General features: G+C 62.3%; 14 protein-coding genes. 13 read left to right on the plus strand and 1 reads right to left on the minus strand.

Going from position 1 to position 13,879, the window contains the following annotated elements:
• The first annotated feature begins 67 nt into the window (after positions 1-67).
• The 8 genes from QYC26_RS02455 to rplI all read left to right on the plus strand — a co-directional run bounded on the left by QYC26_RS02455 (position 68) and on the right by rplI (position 7,409).
• Positions 68-1,462, plus strand: a complete 1,395-nt coding sequence (locus tag QYC26_RS02455; protein ID WP_317513818.1) for an efflux transporter outer membrane subunit — start codon at positions 68-70, stop codon at positions 1,460-1,462.
• Positions 1,459-2,841: an efflux RND transporter periplasmic adaptor subunit gene (locus QYC26_RS02460; protein WP_317513819.1), complete on the plus strand. Its 1,383-nt coding sequence runs from the start codon at positions 1,459-1,461 to the stop codon at positions 2,839-2,841. Before QYC26_RS02455 ends, QYC26_RS02460 begins: the two co-directional genes overlap by 4 nt.
• Positions 2,834-3,538: an ABC transporter ATP-binding protein gene (locus tag QYC26_RS02465; protein ID WP_317513820.1), complete on the plus strand. Its 705-nt coding sequence runs from the start codon at positions 2,834-2,836 to the stop codon at positions 3,536-3,538. Before QYC26_RS02460 ends, QYC26_RS02465 begins: the two co-directional genes overlap by 8 nt.
• Positions 3,538-4,743, plus strand: coding sequence for an ABC transporter permease (locus QYC26_RS02470; protein ID WP_317513821.1), 1,206 nt, complete (start codon positions 3,538-3,540; stop codon positions 4,741-4,743). The genes QYC26_RS02465 and QYC26_RS02470 overlap by 1 nt, the downstream gene beginning before the upstream one ends.
• Positions 4,744-4,853: 110 nt before the next feature.
• Positions 4,854-5,999 carry a GGDEF domain-containing protein gene (locus QYC26_RS02475; protein ID WP_317513822.1) on the plus strand — a complete coding sequence of 382 codons (1,146 nt, stop codon included), beginning with the start codon at positions 4,854-4,856 and terminating at the stop codon, positions 5,997-5,999.
• A 155-nt stretch (positions 6,000-6,154) separates the two neighbouring features.
• Positions 6,155-6,559: a 30S ribosomal protein S6 gene (rpsF, locus tag QYC26_RS02480; protein WP_317513823.1), complete on the plus strand. Its 405-nt coding sequence runs from the start codon at positions 6,155-6,157 to the stop codon at positions 6,557-6,559.
• A gap of 13 nt (positions 6,560-6,572) precedes the next feature.
• Positions 6,573-6,797, plus strand: coding sequence for a 30S ribosomal protein S18 (gene rpsR / locus QYC26_RS02485; RefSeq protein ID WP_237364913.1), 225 nt, complete (start codon positions 6,573-6,575; stop codon positions 6,795-6,797).
• Positions 6,798-6,809: 12 nt separating this feature from the next.
• Positions 6,810-7,409 (plus strand): 50S ribosomal protein L9, encoded by a 600-nt coding sequence (gene rplI / locus QYC26_RS02490; protein ID WP_317513824.1) that lies wholly within the window; start codon positions 6,810-6,812, stop codon positions 7,407-7,409.
• A 122-nt stretch (positions 7,410-7,531) separates the two neighbouring features.
• Here the strand turns inward: rplI and folE are convergent, their stop codons facing one another.
• The gene (gene folE / locus QYC26_RS02495) at positions 7,532-8,149 is read right to left on the minus strand and encodes a GTP cyclohydrolase I FolE (protein ID WP_317513825.1); all 618 of its coding nucleotides are present in this window, start codon (positions 8,147-8,149) and stop codon (positions 7,532-7,534) included.
• A gap of 311 nt (positions 8,150-8,460) precedes the next feature.
• Between folE and QYC26_RS02500 the strand changes: the two genes are divergently transcribed.
• From QYC26_RS02500 to QYC26_RS02520, 5 genes are all read left to right on the plus strand, one after another.
• Complete coding sequence (locus tag QYC26_RS02500; protein ID WP_317513826.1) at positions 8,461-11,346, plus strand: TonB-dependent receptor; 2,886 nt, start codon at positions 8,461-8,463, stop codon at positions 11,344-11,346.
• A gap of 126 nt (positions 11,347-11,472) precedes the next feature.
• The gene (locus tag QYC26_RS02505; protein WP_317513827.1) at positions 11,473-11,814 is read left to right on the plus strand and encodes a metalloregulator ArsR/SmtB family transcription factor; all 342 of its coding nucleotides are present in this window, start codon (positions 11,473-11,475) and stop codon (positions 11,812-11,814) included.
• Positions 11,815-11,824: 10 nt separating this feature from the next.
• Positions 11,825-12,250: a YeeE/YedE family protein gene (locus tag QYC26_RS02510; RefSeq protein ID WP_317513828.1), complete on the plus strand. Its 426-nt coding sequence runs from the start codon at positions 11,825-11,827 to the stop codon at positions 12,248-12,250.
• Positions 12,251-12,252: 2 nt separating this feature from the next.
• The gene (locus QYC26_RS02515; protein ID WP_317513829.1) at positions 12,253-12,696 is read left to right on the plus strand and encodes a DUF6691 family protein; all 444 of its coding nucleotides are present in this window, start codon (positions 12,253-12,255) and stop codon (positions 12,694-12,696) included.
• A gap of 117 nt (positions 12,697-12,813) precedes the next feature.
• On the plus strand, positions 12,814-13,839 hold the full coding sequence (locus tag QYC26_RS02520) for a glycosyltransferase family 2 protein (protein ID WP_317513830.1): 1,026 nt from the start codon (positions 12,814-12,816) through the stop codon (positions 13,837-13,839).
• Positions 13,840-13,879: the final 40 nt, after the last annotated feature.

Below are 13,879 nucleotides of genomic sequence, written 5' to 3' on the forward strand. Positions count from 1 at the left end.
GATGGCCAAGCGCAAGCGGGGCCAGGCTTAGTTTGCGGTTCATTCGCGCTGAGGAGTAATCTTGCCGGTGCGCAAAAGACTTGTCCTTACCCTAGGGGCCAGCGCCCTTCTGACAGGCTGTGCGGCCGGGCCGGACTATCGCCCGACCACCGCAATCGATCTTGGCGTTCCCGATCAATATACCCGCGGCGGGGGCGAACCACTGTCCGCCGAAACGCTCGCCATATGGTGGCGCCAGTTCAACGACCCCGCGCTCGACACGCTGATCCAGCGCGCGCTGACCGCCAATCTCGATCTTGAACAGAGCGTCGCGCGGCTGCGGATTGCGCGCGAATCCCTGGTTCAGGCCAAGGCCGGCTTTATGCCCAGCGTCGATGCATCGGCCAGCGGTGGACGCAATTTCCGGAGCAATCAGGCTGACAGCAGCAGTTTCTCACTCGGCGGCGATGCGTCGTGGGAAGTTGACCTATTCGGGCGGATTTCCCGTTCGGTGGAAGCCGCGCGCGCGGATGCCGAAGGCGCCGAATTCGATCTGGCCGCCGTTCGCATGGCCATCGTCTCCGAAGTCGCGACCAACTATATCCAGCTTCGCCTGAACCAGGAGCAGTTGCGTATCGCGCGCGACACGCTGGAAAATGACAGCGAGAATTTCGACATTGCGCGCTGGCGGGTGCAGGCCGGGCTCGTCTCCTCGCTCGACGAGGAACAGGCACGCGCCCAGCGCGCGCGTACTGCGGCGTCGATCCCGTCGATCGAAACCAGCTATGCGGGCGCGCTCAACCGGCTTGCCGTGCTGACCGGCCAGGCCCCCGGCGCCGCGACACAGGCACTGGAAGCCGCAGCGCCCATCCCTGCTGCGCCCACGGACATCGCAACCGGCATTCCCGCCGACAGCCTGCGCCAGCGCCCCGATGTGCGCAGTGCCGAACGCACGCTGGCGGCCGCGACCGCGCGGATCGGCGTGGCGCAGGCCGCGCTCTATCCCTCGCTGCGGATAAGCGGGAATATCGGCACCAGCGCGCTTTCCTTGGGCGGGCTGACCGATGTGATCACCGCCGGACTGTTCGGTGGGATTTCGCAGATGATCTTTGACGGCGGGCGCACCCGATCGCAGATCCGCGCGCAGCAGGCGAGCGCCGACGGCGCCTTTGCCGCCTATCGCCAGACGGTGCTGGGCGCGCTCGAAGATGTGGAAAACGGGCTCGTACGGCTCGATGCCTCGCGAACCCGGGCGACCGAGCTGCAGACCGCGCTCGACGCGGCAAACAATGCCGCGATCCTGGCGCGCAGCCAGTACCGTGCGGGCCTTAGCGATTTTCAGACACTGCTCCAGATCGAACAGTCACTGCTCTCGGCACGCGACAGCGTCGCTTCGACCCGCGCGGACGAAGCGCTGGCGGTGGTTCAACTCTACCGCGCACTCGGCGGCGGCTGGCAGACAATGGATGGACGGACCCAATGAACGATTCGGCTCCCGCAGCGCAGACCGAGGCACAGGCCAGCCTTGACGATTTTCTGGGCGTGAAGCCGCAACAGCCCTGGAAAAAATGGGCGGTTTACGGCGCCATTGCACTGGCTATCGTGCTGGTTGCCACGCTGATCTGGCGCAGCTTTGCCAAGGATGAAAGCCCGCAATATGCGACCGCCTCGGTGGAACGCGGCGCACTGACGGTTACCGTTTCGGCGACGGGCAATATCGAGCCAACCAACAAGGTCGAGGTCGGCTCCGAACAATCCGGCCTCATCACCGAGGTGTTCGTCCAGAACAATGACCGGGTCAGCAAGGGGCAGTTGCTCGCCAAGCTCGATCCCGCCCGGCTCCAGGATGCGGTGGTTCAGGCACAGGCCGGCCTTGCCGCGGCGGAAGCGAGCGTGGGCCAGGCCAATGCCACGCTTGTCCAGTCGCGCGCCAATCTCGCGCGGCTTGAGGAAGTGTCGCGGCTTTCGGGTGGCAAGGTGCCGTCGAAAACCGAGATGGACAACGGGCGCGCCGAATCCCAGCGCGCGACTGCCAATCTGCGTGCGGCCGAGGCGCAGGTGGCGCAGGCGCGAGCGCAATTGTCCTCGGCCAAGTTCAACTTCTCGCGCGCCTTCATCTACTCCCCGGTGACGGGGGTGGTGTTGTCGCGACAGGTCGAGCCGGGCCAGACGGTGGCTGCATCGTTCAATGCGCCGGTGCTGTTCGTGATCGCCGAAGATCTGTCGAAGATGCAACTCGAGGTGAAGGTGGACGAGGCCGATGTCGGCCAGGTCACCGACGGGCAGCGCGCCGATTTCACGGTCGACGCCTATCCGGGGCGGAGCTTCCCCGCGCAAATCGAACGCGTCGACGTTGGCGCCAACGCATCAACTTCGTCCACTTCGTCGAGCAGCAGTTCCTCAACCAGCAGCAGCGGATCGGTCGTCGCCTATACAGCGGTGCTTTCGGTCGCGAATCCCGAGCTGATCCTGCGCCCGGGGATGACCGCAACCGCCGAAATCGTGACGAGCGAAAAAAAGAATGTGCTGCTGGTGCCCAACGCGGCACTTCGCTTCACCCCAGATGCCGCGAGCAGCGCCCAGCCCGGCGGCGTCACCAGCATCTTGGTGCCGCGTGGTCCCCGTCGCGGCAACCGCGCCGAACGCGAAGTGGGTATCGGACGCGGCAGCCAGCGTACCATTTATGCGCTGGGCGCGAACGGCAAACCCCAGGCCGTTCAGGTGACCACGGGGGAGACCAATGGAACGCAGACCGAGGTGACGGGCAAGGACCTGAAGCCCGGTATGAAGATCATCACCGGCCTGCTCGCGTCAGGCAGCAGCGGAGCCCAGCCGCAGGGCCAGGGACGCCCGCGTGGCTGAGCAACCGCTGATCCGGCTGCGCGGCGTTACCAAGACGTTCGGTAGCGGCCCCACCGCCTTTCAGGCGCTAAAAGGTGTCGATCTTGACATCGCGCAGGGCGATTTCGTCGCCGTGATGGGGCCGTCGGGCTCGGGCAAGTCGACGACGATGAACATTCTCGGCTGCCTCGACGTGCCCACTAGCGGCGAATTCCTGTTTCGCGGCCATCATGTCGAACAATTGAACCGCGACCAGCGCGCGCTGCTTCGTCGCAAATATCTCGGCTTCGTCTTTCAGGGGTTCAACCTGCTCGCGCGGACATCGGCACTGGAAAATGTCGAACTTCCCCTGCTGTATCGCGGCGAGGAACGACGCAAGCGCCATGAGATGAGCATGGCCGCGCTCGACAAGGTTGGTCTGGCCGAATGGTGGGATCACACCCCTGCCGAATTGTCGGGCGGACAGCAGCAGCGCGTGGCGATTGCGCGCGCGATCGTCACCCAGCCCGATGTGTTGCTGGCCGACGAACCGACCGGCAATCTCGATTCCGAACGATCGGTGGAGATCATGCAGCTTCTCACCGGGCTCAACCGCGACAGCAACATCACCATATTGATGGTGACGCACGAGCCCGAAATGGCCGAATTCGCGCATACCGTCGTCCATTTCCGCGACGGGCTGGTCGATCGTCAACACCGTAACGGGGCGCATCGCTGATGCTGGGCACGACCATCACCCTCGCCTTTCGCGAAATCCGTCGGCACCTGCTCCGTTCGTTTCTCACCATATTGGGGATCGTGATCGGTGTCAGCGCGGTGGTGACGATGGTGACGCTGGGCAACGGCGCCACCCAGGCCGTGCAGCAACAAATTGCAGGGCTCGGCGCCAATATCTTGCAGATCCGCCCCGGTCAGGGCTTCGGACGCGGCGGTGGCGGCCCCCAGCCGCCCGATTTCAAGATGGAGGATGTCGAGGCGATCCGCGATCAGATCGCGGGCGTCCGTGCGGTGGCGCCACAGGCCCAGTCATCGGGCATGGCGGTGCGCAACGCCGCCAACTGGTCCACCACGATCAACGGCACCACCAACGCCTTTTTCGCCGCGCAGCAATGGCAGGTGACGTCGGGCCGCACCTTTTCAACGCTTGAGGAGCAGGCCGGCAAGGCCGTGTGTGTCATCGGCAACACCGTGCGCCAGAACCTGTTTCGCGGGGAGGACCCGGTCGGCGAGCGCTTTCGTATCCGCGACGTTTCGTGCGAGGTGATCGGCGTGCTCGCGACGCGCGGCCAGGGCGGGTTCGGCGATCAGGACGATATCGTGATCATGCCGATCAAGGCGGTGCAGCGCCGCTTTACCGGCAACCGCGACGTGCGCATGATCCTCGTCGCGGTGGACGACGATTATGACACCGCAGCGGTGCAATCCTCGATCACCAGCCTGCTGCGCGAGCGCCGCAACATCAGCGGCGGCAAGCAGGACGATTTCAACATCTTCGACACCAAGCAGATTTCCGAAACGCTGCAGGGCACGACCAAGATCCTGACCGCGCTGCTAGGCGCGGTGGCAGCGGTCAGCCTGCTGGTCGGTGGGATCGGGATCATGAACATCATGCTGGTGTCCGTCACCGAACGCACGCGCGAGATCGGCATCCGCCTCGCCATCGGCGCGGTGGGGCGAGAAGTGTTGATGCAGTTCCTCGTCGAAGCAGTCGTACTTGCCTGCCTTGGCGGATTGATCGGCCTGCTGCTCGCGCTCATCGCCAGCATATTGGCGGCGCCGCGTATCGGCGTGCCCTTCGTGTTCGACTGGCAGATCAACATGCTGGCCTTTGTCTTTTCAGCCGCGATCGGGGTGATATTCGGCTATTTCCCCGCACGCCGGGCTGCCTCGCTCAACCCGATCGATGCGCTCCGCCACGAATGAGCGGGGCGCCGAGCCACGGTCATATGTTGTAAACCAATGGCGTTTAGAAACATGAACGGCACATGACTGCCATGTGCCTGATAACAGGCAGCGGGATCGCAATTCGCAGCATGACGACAAGCTTCGACACCCTTGCCGCCGATCAGGCCAGTGCGCTTTCACCCACCTCCCGTCGCTGGGGGGATCGCTCGCGCGAAGAGGACGGGCGCGGCGTTTCCTTCGTCAACCGTCTGTTCGGCAAGCGGAGCGCCGATAGTGCGCCGCCCCCTGCCGACGCGGACACCGAGTTCGACCAGATCGGCGCGTTCCTGCGCGCCAACCAGCTTTCGCCGACGCCGGACAATTACAACATCGCCTGGGAATATATGACTGCGCCGCATGGTCCGTTGGGCCGGGCCGTCAGCGCGATCATCGAGCGCGAAGGCCGGCTGGATGCATCGGCCGCGACGGCGCTTCTGACCCAGTACCGCGCACAGGATTCGGCCGAGGATCTCGCCGAAATGCTGACCAGGGCGCAAGGTTTTCTGTCCGACGGCACCGATCTGATCGAACGCGCCCGCGTCGATGCCAAGGCCTATGGCTCTGCCCTGTCCAACGAGATGGCGGAAATCGACCGCACCGGGCAAACGGCGAGCACGATCTCGGCACTCGCCAGCCTGACATCAACGATGATTCAGAAGGCCGCCGATGCCGAAAGGCAATTGCGCGATGCGTCGCAACAGATGGCCGACATGCAGTCCCGCCTCTCCCATGCGGAAAAGCTGGCGGAAAGCGACGCGCTGACCGGCCTTGCCAATCGCCGGGCGTTTGAACGGCTGCTGCGCACCGCCATCACCGAGAGCGAGCATGACCGGACGCCCCTCTCCGTCGCATTTTGCGACATCGATCATTTCAAGCGGGTCAACGACACGCATGGTCATGCGACGGGCGACCGCGTCTTGAAATTCGTCGCCGGATTGCTCAGCCGGATCTCGAACGGCAATTGCCATGTCGCCCGCCACGGCGGCGAGGAATTCGTCATTCTGCTGAAAGGCAGGAACGCGCGGGAAGCCCAGCGCATTGTCGACAAGGCGCGCGTCGACCTGACCGAACACCACCTCACCTCACGCGAAACGCGCCAGCAGATCGGGCAGATCAGCTTTTCCGCGGGAATTGCCGACCTGCAACGCGGCGAGGAACCCAGCGGACTGTTGCACCGGGCCGACCGCGCGCTCTACCGCGCCAAGCAGGATGGCCGAAACCGGGTCTATTTCTAGTCCGCAGCTTGCACAGCGAGACGATTTCGCGTAACGCGCGGGCCAATCGGGCGCAGGCGGCAGCTTTGTGCTCCGGTTGCGTATTACGAAAGAAAGCCGGAGGGGCGTCCGCATGGGGCGGCGTCAGCGATCGGCCAAGACAAGGAAGTGCCTGCATGGCTCTCTACGAGCACGTGTTCCTGGCGCGTCAGGACCTGGCTCAGGCCCAGGTTGATGCGCTGGCAGAAACCGCCACCAAGATCGTCGAAGACAATAACGGCAAGGTCGTGAAGACCGAGACCTGGGGTCTGCGTTCGCTCGCGTACAAGATCGCGAAGAACCGCAAGGCGCACTATGTCATGCTCGAAATCGACGCGCCCGCAGGCGTGGTCGCCGAACTCGAGCGCCAGACGGCGATCAACGAAGACGTCATTCGCTATATGACCATCAAGGTCGACGCCCATGAACAGGGCCCCTCGGTCATGATGCGCAAGAACGAACGCGACGGCCGCCGTGGTGGCCGCGGCGATCGCGAAAATCGCGAAGAACGCCCCCGTCGTGAAGCTGCTGACAGCGAATAAGGAGCTCTAAACCATGGCACGCCCATTTTTCCGCCGCCGCAAGAGCTGCCCCTTCGCCGCCAAGGATGCGCCGAAGATCGATTACAAGGACGTTCGTCTGCTTCAGGGTTTCGTCTCTGAACGCGGCAAGATCGTTCCCAGCCGCATCACCGCGGTTTCGGCAAAGAAGCAGCGCGAACTCGCCAAGGCGATCAAGCGCGCCCGTCATATCGGGCTCCTCCCCTATATCGTGAAGTAAGGAGCTGATCCGATGGATGTGATTTTGCTCGAACGCGTTGAAAAGCTCGGCCACATCGGTGACGTCGTCACCGTCAAGGACGGCTTTGCACGCAACTATCTCCTGCCCCGCAAGAAGGCGCTCCGCGCCAACGCGGCGAACAAGAAGATCTTCGACGCCAACCGCGCACAGATCGAAGCCGACAACGCAGCCCGTCGTACGGACGCTGAAGCGGCATCGAAGGACGTGGACGGCAAGACCGTGACCCTGATCCGTCAGGCATCGAACACCGGCCAGCTTTATGGTTCGGTTTCGGTCCGCGACATCGTCGACGCACTTGAAGCGGACGGCGCCAAGGTCTCGAAGCAGATGGTTGTCCTCGAACGCCCGATCAAGGCGATCGGCGTCGAAACCGTCCGCATCGCGCTGCACCCCGAAGTCTCGGTTTCGGTCAAGGTGAACGTCGCACGTTCGCCTGAAGAAGCCGAACTGCAGGCACAGGGCGTCGACGTGATGGCTGCAATGTTCGAAAAGGACGAAGCAGGCTTCACCGAGGAATATGATCCCAATGCAGAACCCGGCGACATCGCCGCGGCGACCGCAGAGGAAACGGAAGAGCAGGCCGAAGCCTGATCCTTCCGAGCGATCAAAAAAAGGTCGTCCGAACCACGGTTCGGGCGACCTTTTTTATTGTGCGATTGAAACGCTGAAGCGCGTGCCGGGATGGCCGCGCTCAGGCGGCCATCCGTATTCGATCAATAGCCCATCAGGCTCAGAACTTCCTTGCGGCTGCGGTCATCCTCGCGGAAGACGCCCATCATCCGGCTCGTCGTCATGCCGACGCCGGGGGTACGGACACCGCGCGCAGTCATGCACGCATGGGTTGCCTCGATCACGACGGCAACGCCGTGGGGCTGGAGATGCTCCCAGATGCAATCGGCGACTTCGGCGGTCAGGCGCTCCTGCACCTGCAAGCGGCGCGCAAAGCCATGGAGCACACGGGCCAGCTTCGAAATGCCGACAACCCGGTCCTTGGGCAGATAGGCGATCGAGGCCTTGCCGATGATCGGCGCCATATGGTGTTCGCAGTGCGACTGGAACGGAATGTCCTTCAGCAGCACGACCTCGTCATAGCCGCCGACTTCCTCGAACGTCCGGGAAAGATGATAGGACGGATTTTCGTCATAGCCCTGACAATATTCCTTCCATGCGCGGGCGACGCGCTTGGGCGTGTCAATCAGCCCCTCGCGTTCGGGATTGTCCCCTGCCCAGCGCAAAAGGGTGCGAATGGCCTCTTCCACATCCGCAGGCACCGCGATCTTGGCGGGCGGACTGACGAGGTCGCCATTCTCAGGTGAACCGGTGCTCTCCATGTAACTCCTCACTGTTAGTCCTTCGCCGCTACCATGTCCGGGTCGGACCAACAAATCCATCCCGTGCCTCGGCATTGGCGTGAAATATTATTTTTGCACCGCAACAATTAAGCTGACGCTACGGCACTTGGATTTGACCAGATGTCTGGTGATGTAAAGTCTTAATAATTGTTGCATAGCCACAGCTTAGCAGAGTCAGCACGCCATTTCCGATTGTTGACGTTACCAGATGATGTGCGCAACAATCCGTTTACTGAGCCAAACAATGGCCACGCCTCAAAAGAGGCGACACAAAAAGAGGGGATGTTCTGATGAAGAAGCGTTACCTGCTTGCCACGTCAACCCTTGCACTCGCCCTGTCGCCTCCTGCCGCTGCCCAAGATACGGGAACCAGTGATTTCGGTATCGCCGACATCGTCGTGACGGCGCAGCGTCAGTCCGAAAGACTTCAGGATGTCCCCATTTCCATCTCGGCTTTTTCAGCAGAAACGTTGGAAAAGCAACAGATAGACAACGCAACAGATCTGCAACTTACGCTTCCCAACGTCACCTTTACCAAGACCAACTTCACGTCATCCAGCTTTACCATCCGCGGCATTGGTGATCTTTGCGTCGGCTTTTCGTGTGATCAGGCGACCGGCATCCATGTCAACGACATGCCGCTCGTATCGACCCGATTGTTCGAAACCGAATATTTCGATCTCGAACGCGTCGAGGTCCTGCGTGGCCCACAGGGAACGCTTTATGGTCGCAATGCGACCTCGGGCGTGGTCAACTTCATCACCGCGCGCCCGGACCTGACCGAGTTTCACGCCTCGGGCAGCTTCGAATATGGGAATTACGATTCCTACAAGATCAACGGGATGGTCAACATCCCGCTCGGCGAGACGCTGGGGCTGCGCGTCGCGGGCTATTATCTGAACCGGGACGGTTATACGAAGAACGAATATGACGGCAGCCGCATCGACGGGCGCGACCTTTACGCGCTGCGCGGTACGCTCAGGTTCGAACCGTCAGCCTCCACCACCATCGACCTGATCGGTTATTATTTCCGCGAAAAGGACAACCGCTCGCGCATCCAGAAGCAACTTTGTCACCGCGATCCGACAGGCATTCTCGGCTGCCAGCCAGACAAGCTGGCCGATGAATATGTGAACGCGAACGCCACGCTCGGCGTTATCCTCAGTTCGCGCGAATTCCTGTCCATCGCGGGATCGCCGGCTCTGGCCCCCTTCGGGCTCCAGAGCATCTATGGCACCGATCTCTTTGCGGGGCAGACGCTGCCATCGGGCAACCGCAACGTTCGGCTGGATTACAACCCGACCTATTTCGCCGAGGAAATCCAGGCGATGGCCAAGATCCGGCAGGATTTGGGCGATAATTTCGCACTGACCGTGACGGGCGGCTATGCGCAAAACAAGGTGGATTCGCGAACCGACTATTATCTGGCCGCCGCCAACAACTTCACGGGCGCCGCGCTCCCAACCTTCCGCGCGGTGCTGGGCAACACGCCCGTTGGCCAAGCGCTGCTCGATTCGAACGGCAATATCTGCGTGTCCGACACGACGGGGGCGTTCGGCGTCGGCTATGGCGGCGGCTTTATCGACAGCTGCGGCCCGGCGAGCATCGAATATGACCGCAGCGCCGCCAAGGTCCGGCAATATTCGATCGAAGGGCATATCGATTCCCGCTTCGACGGGCCGTTCAACTTCCTGCTCGGCGGTATCTACCTCGACTCAAAGACCACCAACGGCACCTATCAGGTCGCGGCGAGCGGGCTTGATTACGGCACTGCCGTTCTCGGCGGTGCGGCGTCGGGTGGCCAATATTATGTCGCCTCCCCTTATTTCGACGTCTCGGACCCGCTGTTTCGGCTCAAATCCTACGGCGTTTTCGGCGAAGTCTATTTCCAGGCCTCGGAAAAACTGAAGCTGACCGCAGGGCTGCGCTATTCGCACGACAGCAAATTCTCTCGTGCGCGTAACATCCTCTTCAACTTCCCGGTTCCGGTCGGCACCACCGACATTTTCGGCGTGCCGCGTGCGCCCGGCGCCTATGATGCCGACCCTAGCCTGCCGGGCGACCAGTTGTTCCGCGATGCCCGCGTCAAGTTCAGCGAACTCACCGGGCGTTTCGTCGTCGACCTCAAGCTTACCGACGACAACCTGCTCTACGCCTCCTATTCGCGCGGCTATAAATCGGGTGGCGTGAACCCGCCGTTCAACCCGGTCGATTTCCCGAACACACCGATCGGCTTCAAGCCCGAATTCATCAACGCCTTTGAAATCGGTACAAAGAACACGCTGATGAACGGCACGCTGCGGGCCAATTTCAGCGCCTTCTACTATGATTACAAGGATCTGCAGCTCAGCCGCATCCTCAACAAGACATCGTTCAACGACAATACCGACGCCACCATATACGGCGTCGAGGCCGAATTGCTGATCCAGCCCGACCCGGCCTGGCTGTTCAACATCAACGCCAGCTATCTCAAGTCGAAGATCAAGAATTTCTCGACGATCGACACGCGCGATCCATCGGGCGGCCGTTCGGACACGGTGATCATCAAGAACCTGCAGGGCGCCAGCAACTGCGTCGTCATCCCCGGTGCCGGCGCCAATGGCGCCGCCGCCAACGCCTTTGTCGGTGCGGTCAACGGCGCGCTGGGACTGCAGGGGCCAGTCGCCGTTCCGGGCACCAATACGACGGGCGCCTTCTCCTTCTGCAACGTGCTGGCGGCAACGGCAGCCAATCCGTCGCCCGCGCTGCTCGCCGCCTTCGGCCTGCAAAGCGGGCCGCTGCCCTTCACCGTCACAGACGGCGTGCCTGTCGATCTGGACGGCAATGAACTGCCACAGGCGCCGAACATCAAGGTATCGGTGGGCGGGCAATATACGCATGACCTGTCGAACGGGATGAACCTTGTCGCCCGCGGCGACATCGCCTTCACCGGCGACTATTTCGCCCGCAGCTTCAACCGTCCGATCGACCGGATCAAATCCTATTCGGTCATCAACATGTCGCTCCAGCTCAACGGCACCGACGACAAATGGTTCGTCCGCGGCTTCGTCCAGAACCTGACCAACAACGGGGCGATTACCGGGCAATATGTGACCGACGCCTCGACCGGCCTGTTCACCAATGTCTTCACGCTGGAGCCACGCCGTTACGGCATCGCCGCCGGCTTCAAATTCTGACACCCAGGTCCGGTGCCTGCCCCCGTTCGCTGTCGGACGGGGGCTCTTTTTTGAGCTGATAACATGGCCCTTGCGAATCCATTAGATAATTCTAAATTAGAACACTCTAATGGATTTATTCGACCGATGACTGAACTGTCCCCTGGCGTCTTTGCCGAGCAGGCGCGTGCCGCCACAGCATTGCTGCGCTCGCTCGCAAACGAGAACCGGCTTCTGATCCTCTGCCATCTCGGCAGTTCGGGTGAATTGCCCGTAAACGATCTGGTTGCCCGCGTGGGGCTTGGCCAATCGGCCCTGTCGCAGCACCTTGCCCGCCTGCGCGACGAAGGGCTGGTCGCGTCCCGCAAGGCTGGCCAGCATGTCTATTACCGGCTTTGCGATCCACGCGCAGAGGCCATCCTCGCGCTGCTGCACGACATGTTCTGCCCCGAACTGGGCGCCGCTCTCTCCTCCATTCCTGCAAAATAACGGATTTCCAATGCTTCCCCTTGCCCCTCTTCAGGCGATAGCGGGCGGGCTGCTGATCGGTAGCGCCGCCGGACTGTTCCTGCTTCTCACCGGACGGATCGCCGGCATCAGCGGGCTGACCGCCAATGCGCTGGGCATCGCGCGGGCGCCAGCCGCGCGCTCCGTTGCCATCGCGTTCATCGTGGGTCTGCCGATCGGCACCGGGCTGATCGCGCTGTTCCGTGCGCCGTCGATCACCGTCACCCAGTCCGTCCCGCTGCTGATCGCAGCCGGCCTGCTCGTCGGTTTCGGCACCCGGCTTGGCAATGGGTGCACCAGCGGCCACGGCCTGTGCGGAATTGCACGCCTCTCGCCGCGATCGCTGTTCGCAACAATCACCTTCATGATTGTCGCGATGGCCTGTGTCGCGCTTGTCCGTCCGCTGCTGGGAGCCTGACCATGCGCACGACACTCTATGCACTCGTCTGCGGCATCCTCTTCGGCGCGGGGCTCGCGGTTGCGGACATGATCAATCCTGCGCGCGTGCTCGGTTTTCTCGACCTGTTGGGCAACTGGGACCCGTCGCTCGCCTTCGTTATGGGCGCGGCACTCCTTCCAGCAACGCTCGCCTGGCGGGTGAGCCGGCGCATGGCAAAGCCGGTGGCCGCTGCAGCCTTCTCCGTGCCCGCCAACCGCCATATCGACACACCCTTGCTGGCGGGCGCTGCGCTGTTCGGTGCAGGTTGGGGACTTGCCGGTTTCTGCCCCGGCCCGGCCCTTTCGGGCCTTGCACTCGGCCATTGGCAGAATGGCGTTTTCGTGGGCGCCATGCTGGCGGGTATGGCGCTGCACCGCGTGGTGATGGACCGTCCCGTCCGGAAGGTTCCCGCCCCGGCGGCCTAGACGGGCCTCATACCGATGGCCGCGATGTTACTCCTTCTGCATCGCGGTCGTCCGGTTCCCCGCCCCCTTCCCCGGGCGTAGACTATGGCCGAGCAAAATGGCCAAGGGGATAGCGGGATGGACGAAACGCCCCGACGATTGCGTCGGCAAATGGCCAGCGCGCGGCCGACCGAAAAGGTCATCACGATCGTTTCGCCCTGTTATCAGGAAGAGGATAATGTCGAGCGCTGCTATCAGGCGGTGAAGCGGATTTTTGATGAGTATCTTCCCGGATATCGCCGCGAGCATGTTTTCAGCGACAATGCCTCTACCGACAACACCGTTGCCATATTGAAGGAAATCGCGCGCAACGACCCGGCAGTGAAGGTTGTCGTCAACGCACGCAATTACGGGTTGTTTCGATCCACCTTCAACGCGCTGCAATATGCGCGCGGCGATGCCGTGCTGCTGATGCTGCCGGTCGACCTGCAAGACCCACCCGAACTGATCCCGGAGTTCGTCAAGTTGTGGGAACAGGGCTATGAAGTCGTCGCCGGCGCCCGCGCCGAACGGCGCGAAGGCTGGGTCATGCGTGCCTGCCGGCGGACCTTCTACACGCTCGTCAATTCGCTCGCCGATTTCGACATTCCGGAAAATGTGGGCGAGTTCCAGTTGGTCGATCGCAAGGTGCTGGATGCGATGCTCGATCACCGCGATCAATATCCCTATATCCGCGGGCTCGTCGCCTCGGTCGGCTTTCGGCGGATCATCGTTCCCTATACCTGGGTCGAACGGCGGAACGGGAAATCGAAACTGCGGCTGGGCACGCTGATCGATCAGGCGCTCAACGGCATATTCTCCTTTTCCAGCCTGCCGATGCGTGCAGCTACGCTGATCGGCTTTGCCCTCTCCGCACTGTGCCTGCTCTATGCGCTGGCGATGGTTGTCGCCTATTTCCTGATGCCCGGGGTGGCACCGCGCGGAACCACGACGCTCATCGTCTCGGTCTTCTTCCTGTCGGGCGTGCAACTGGCGTTTGTCGGCATGCTCGGCGAATATGTCGTCGCCATCCACGCCCAGGTGCGGCACGGCGCATCCGTCGTCGAACGCGAACGGGTGAATATCGACGAAGGGGAAAAGAACTGCACGCCGCACCTGTCCTGATCGTCGGCGGGGCGGGGTTTATCGGATCGCATCTCGCGGC

Source organism: Sphingomonas sp. C3-2 (assembly GCF_033025475.1).
Classification (GTDB): Bacteria; Pseudomonadota; Alphaproteobacteria; order Sphingomonadales; family Sphingomonadaceae; genus Sphingobium_A.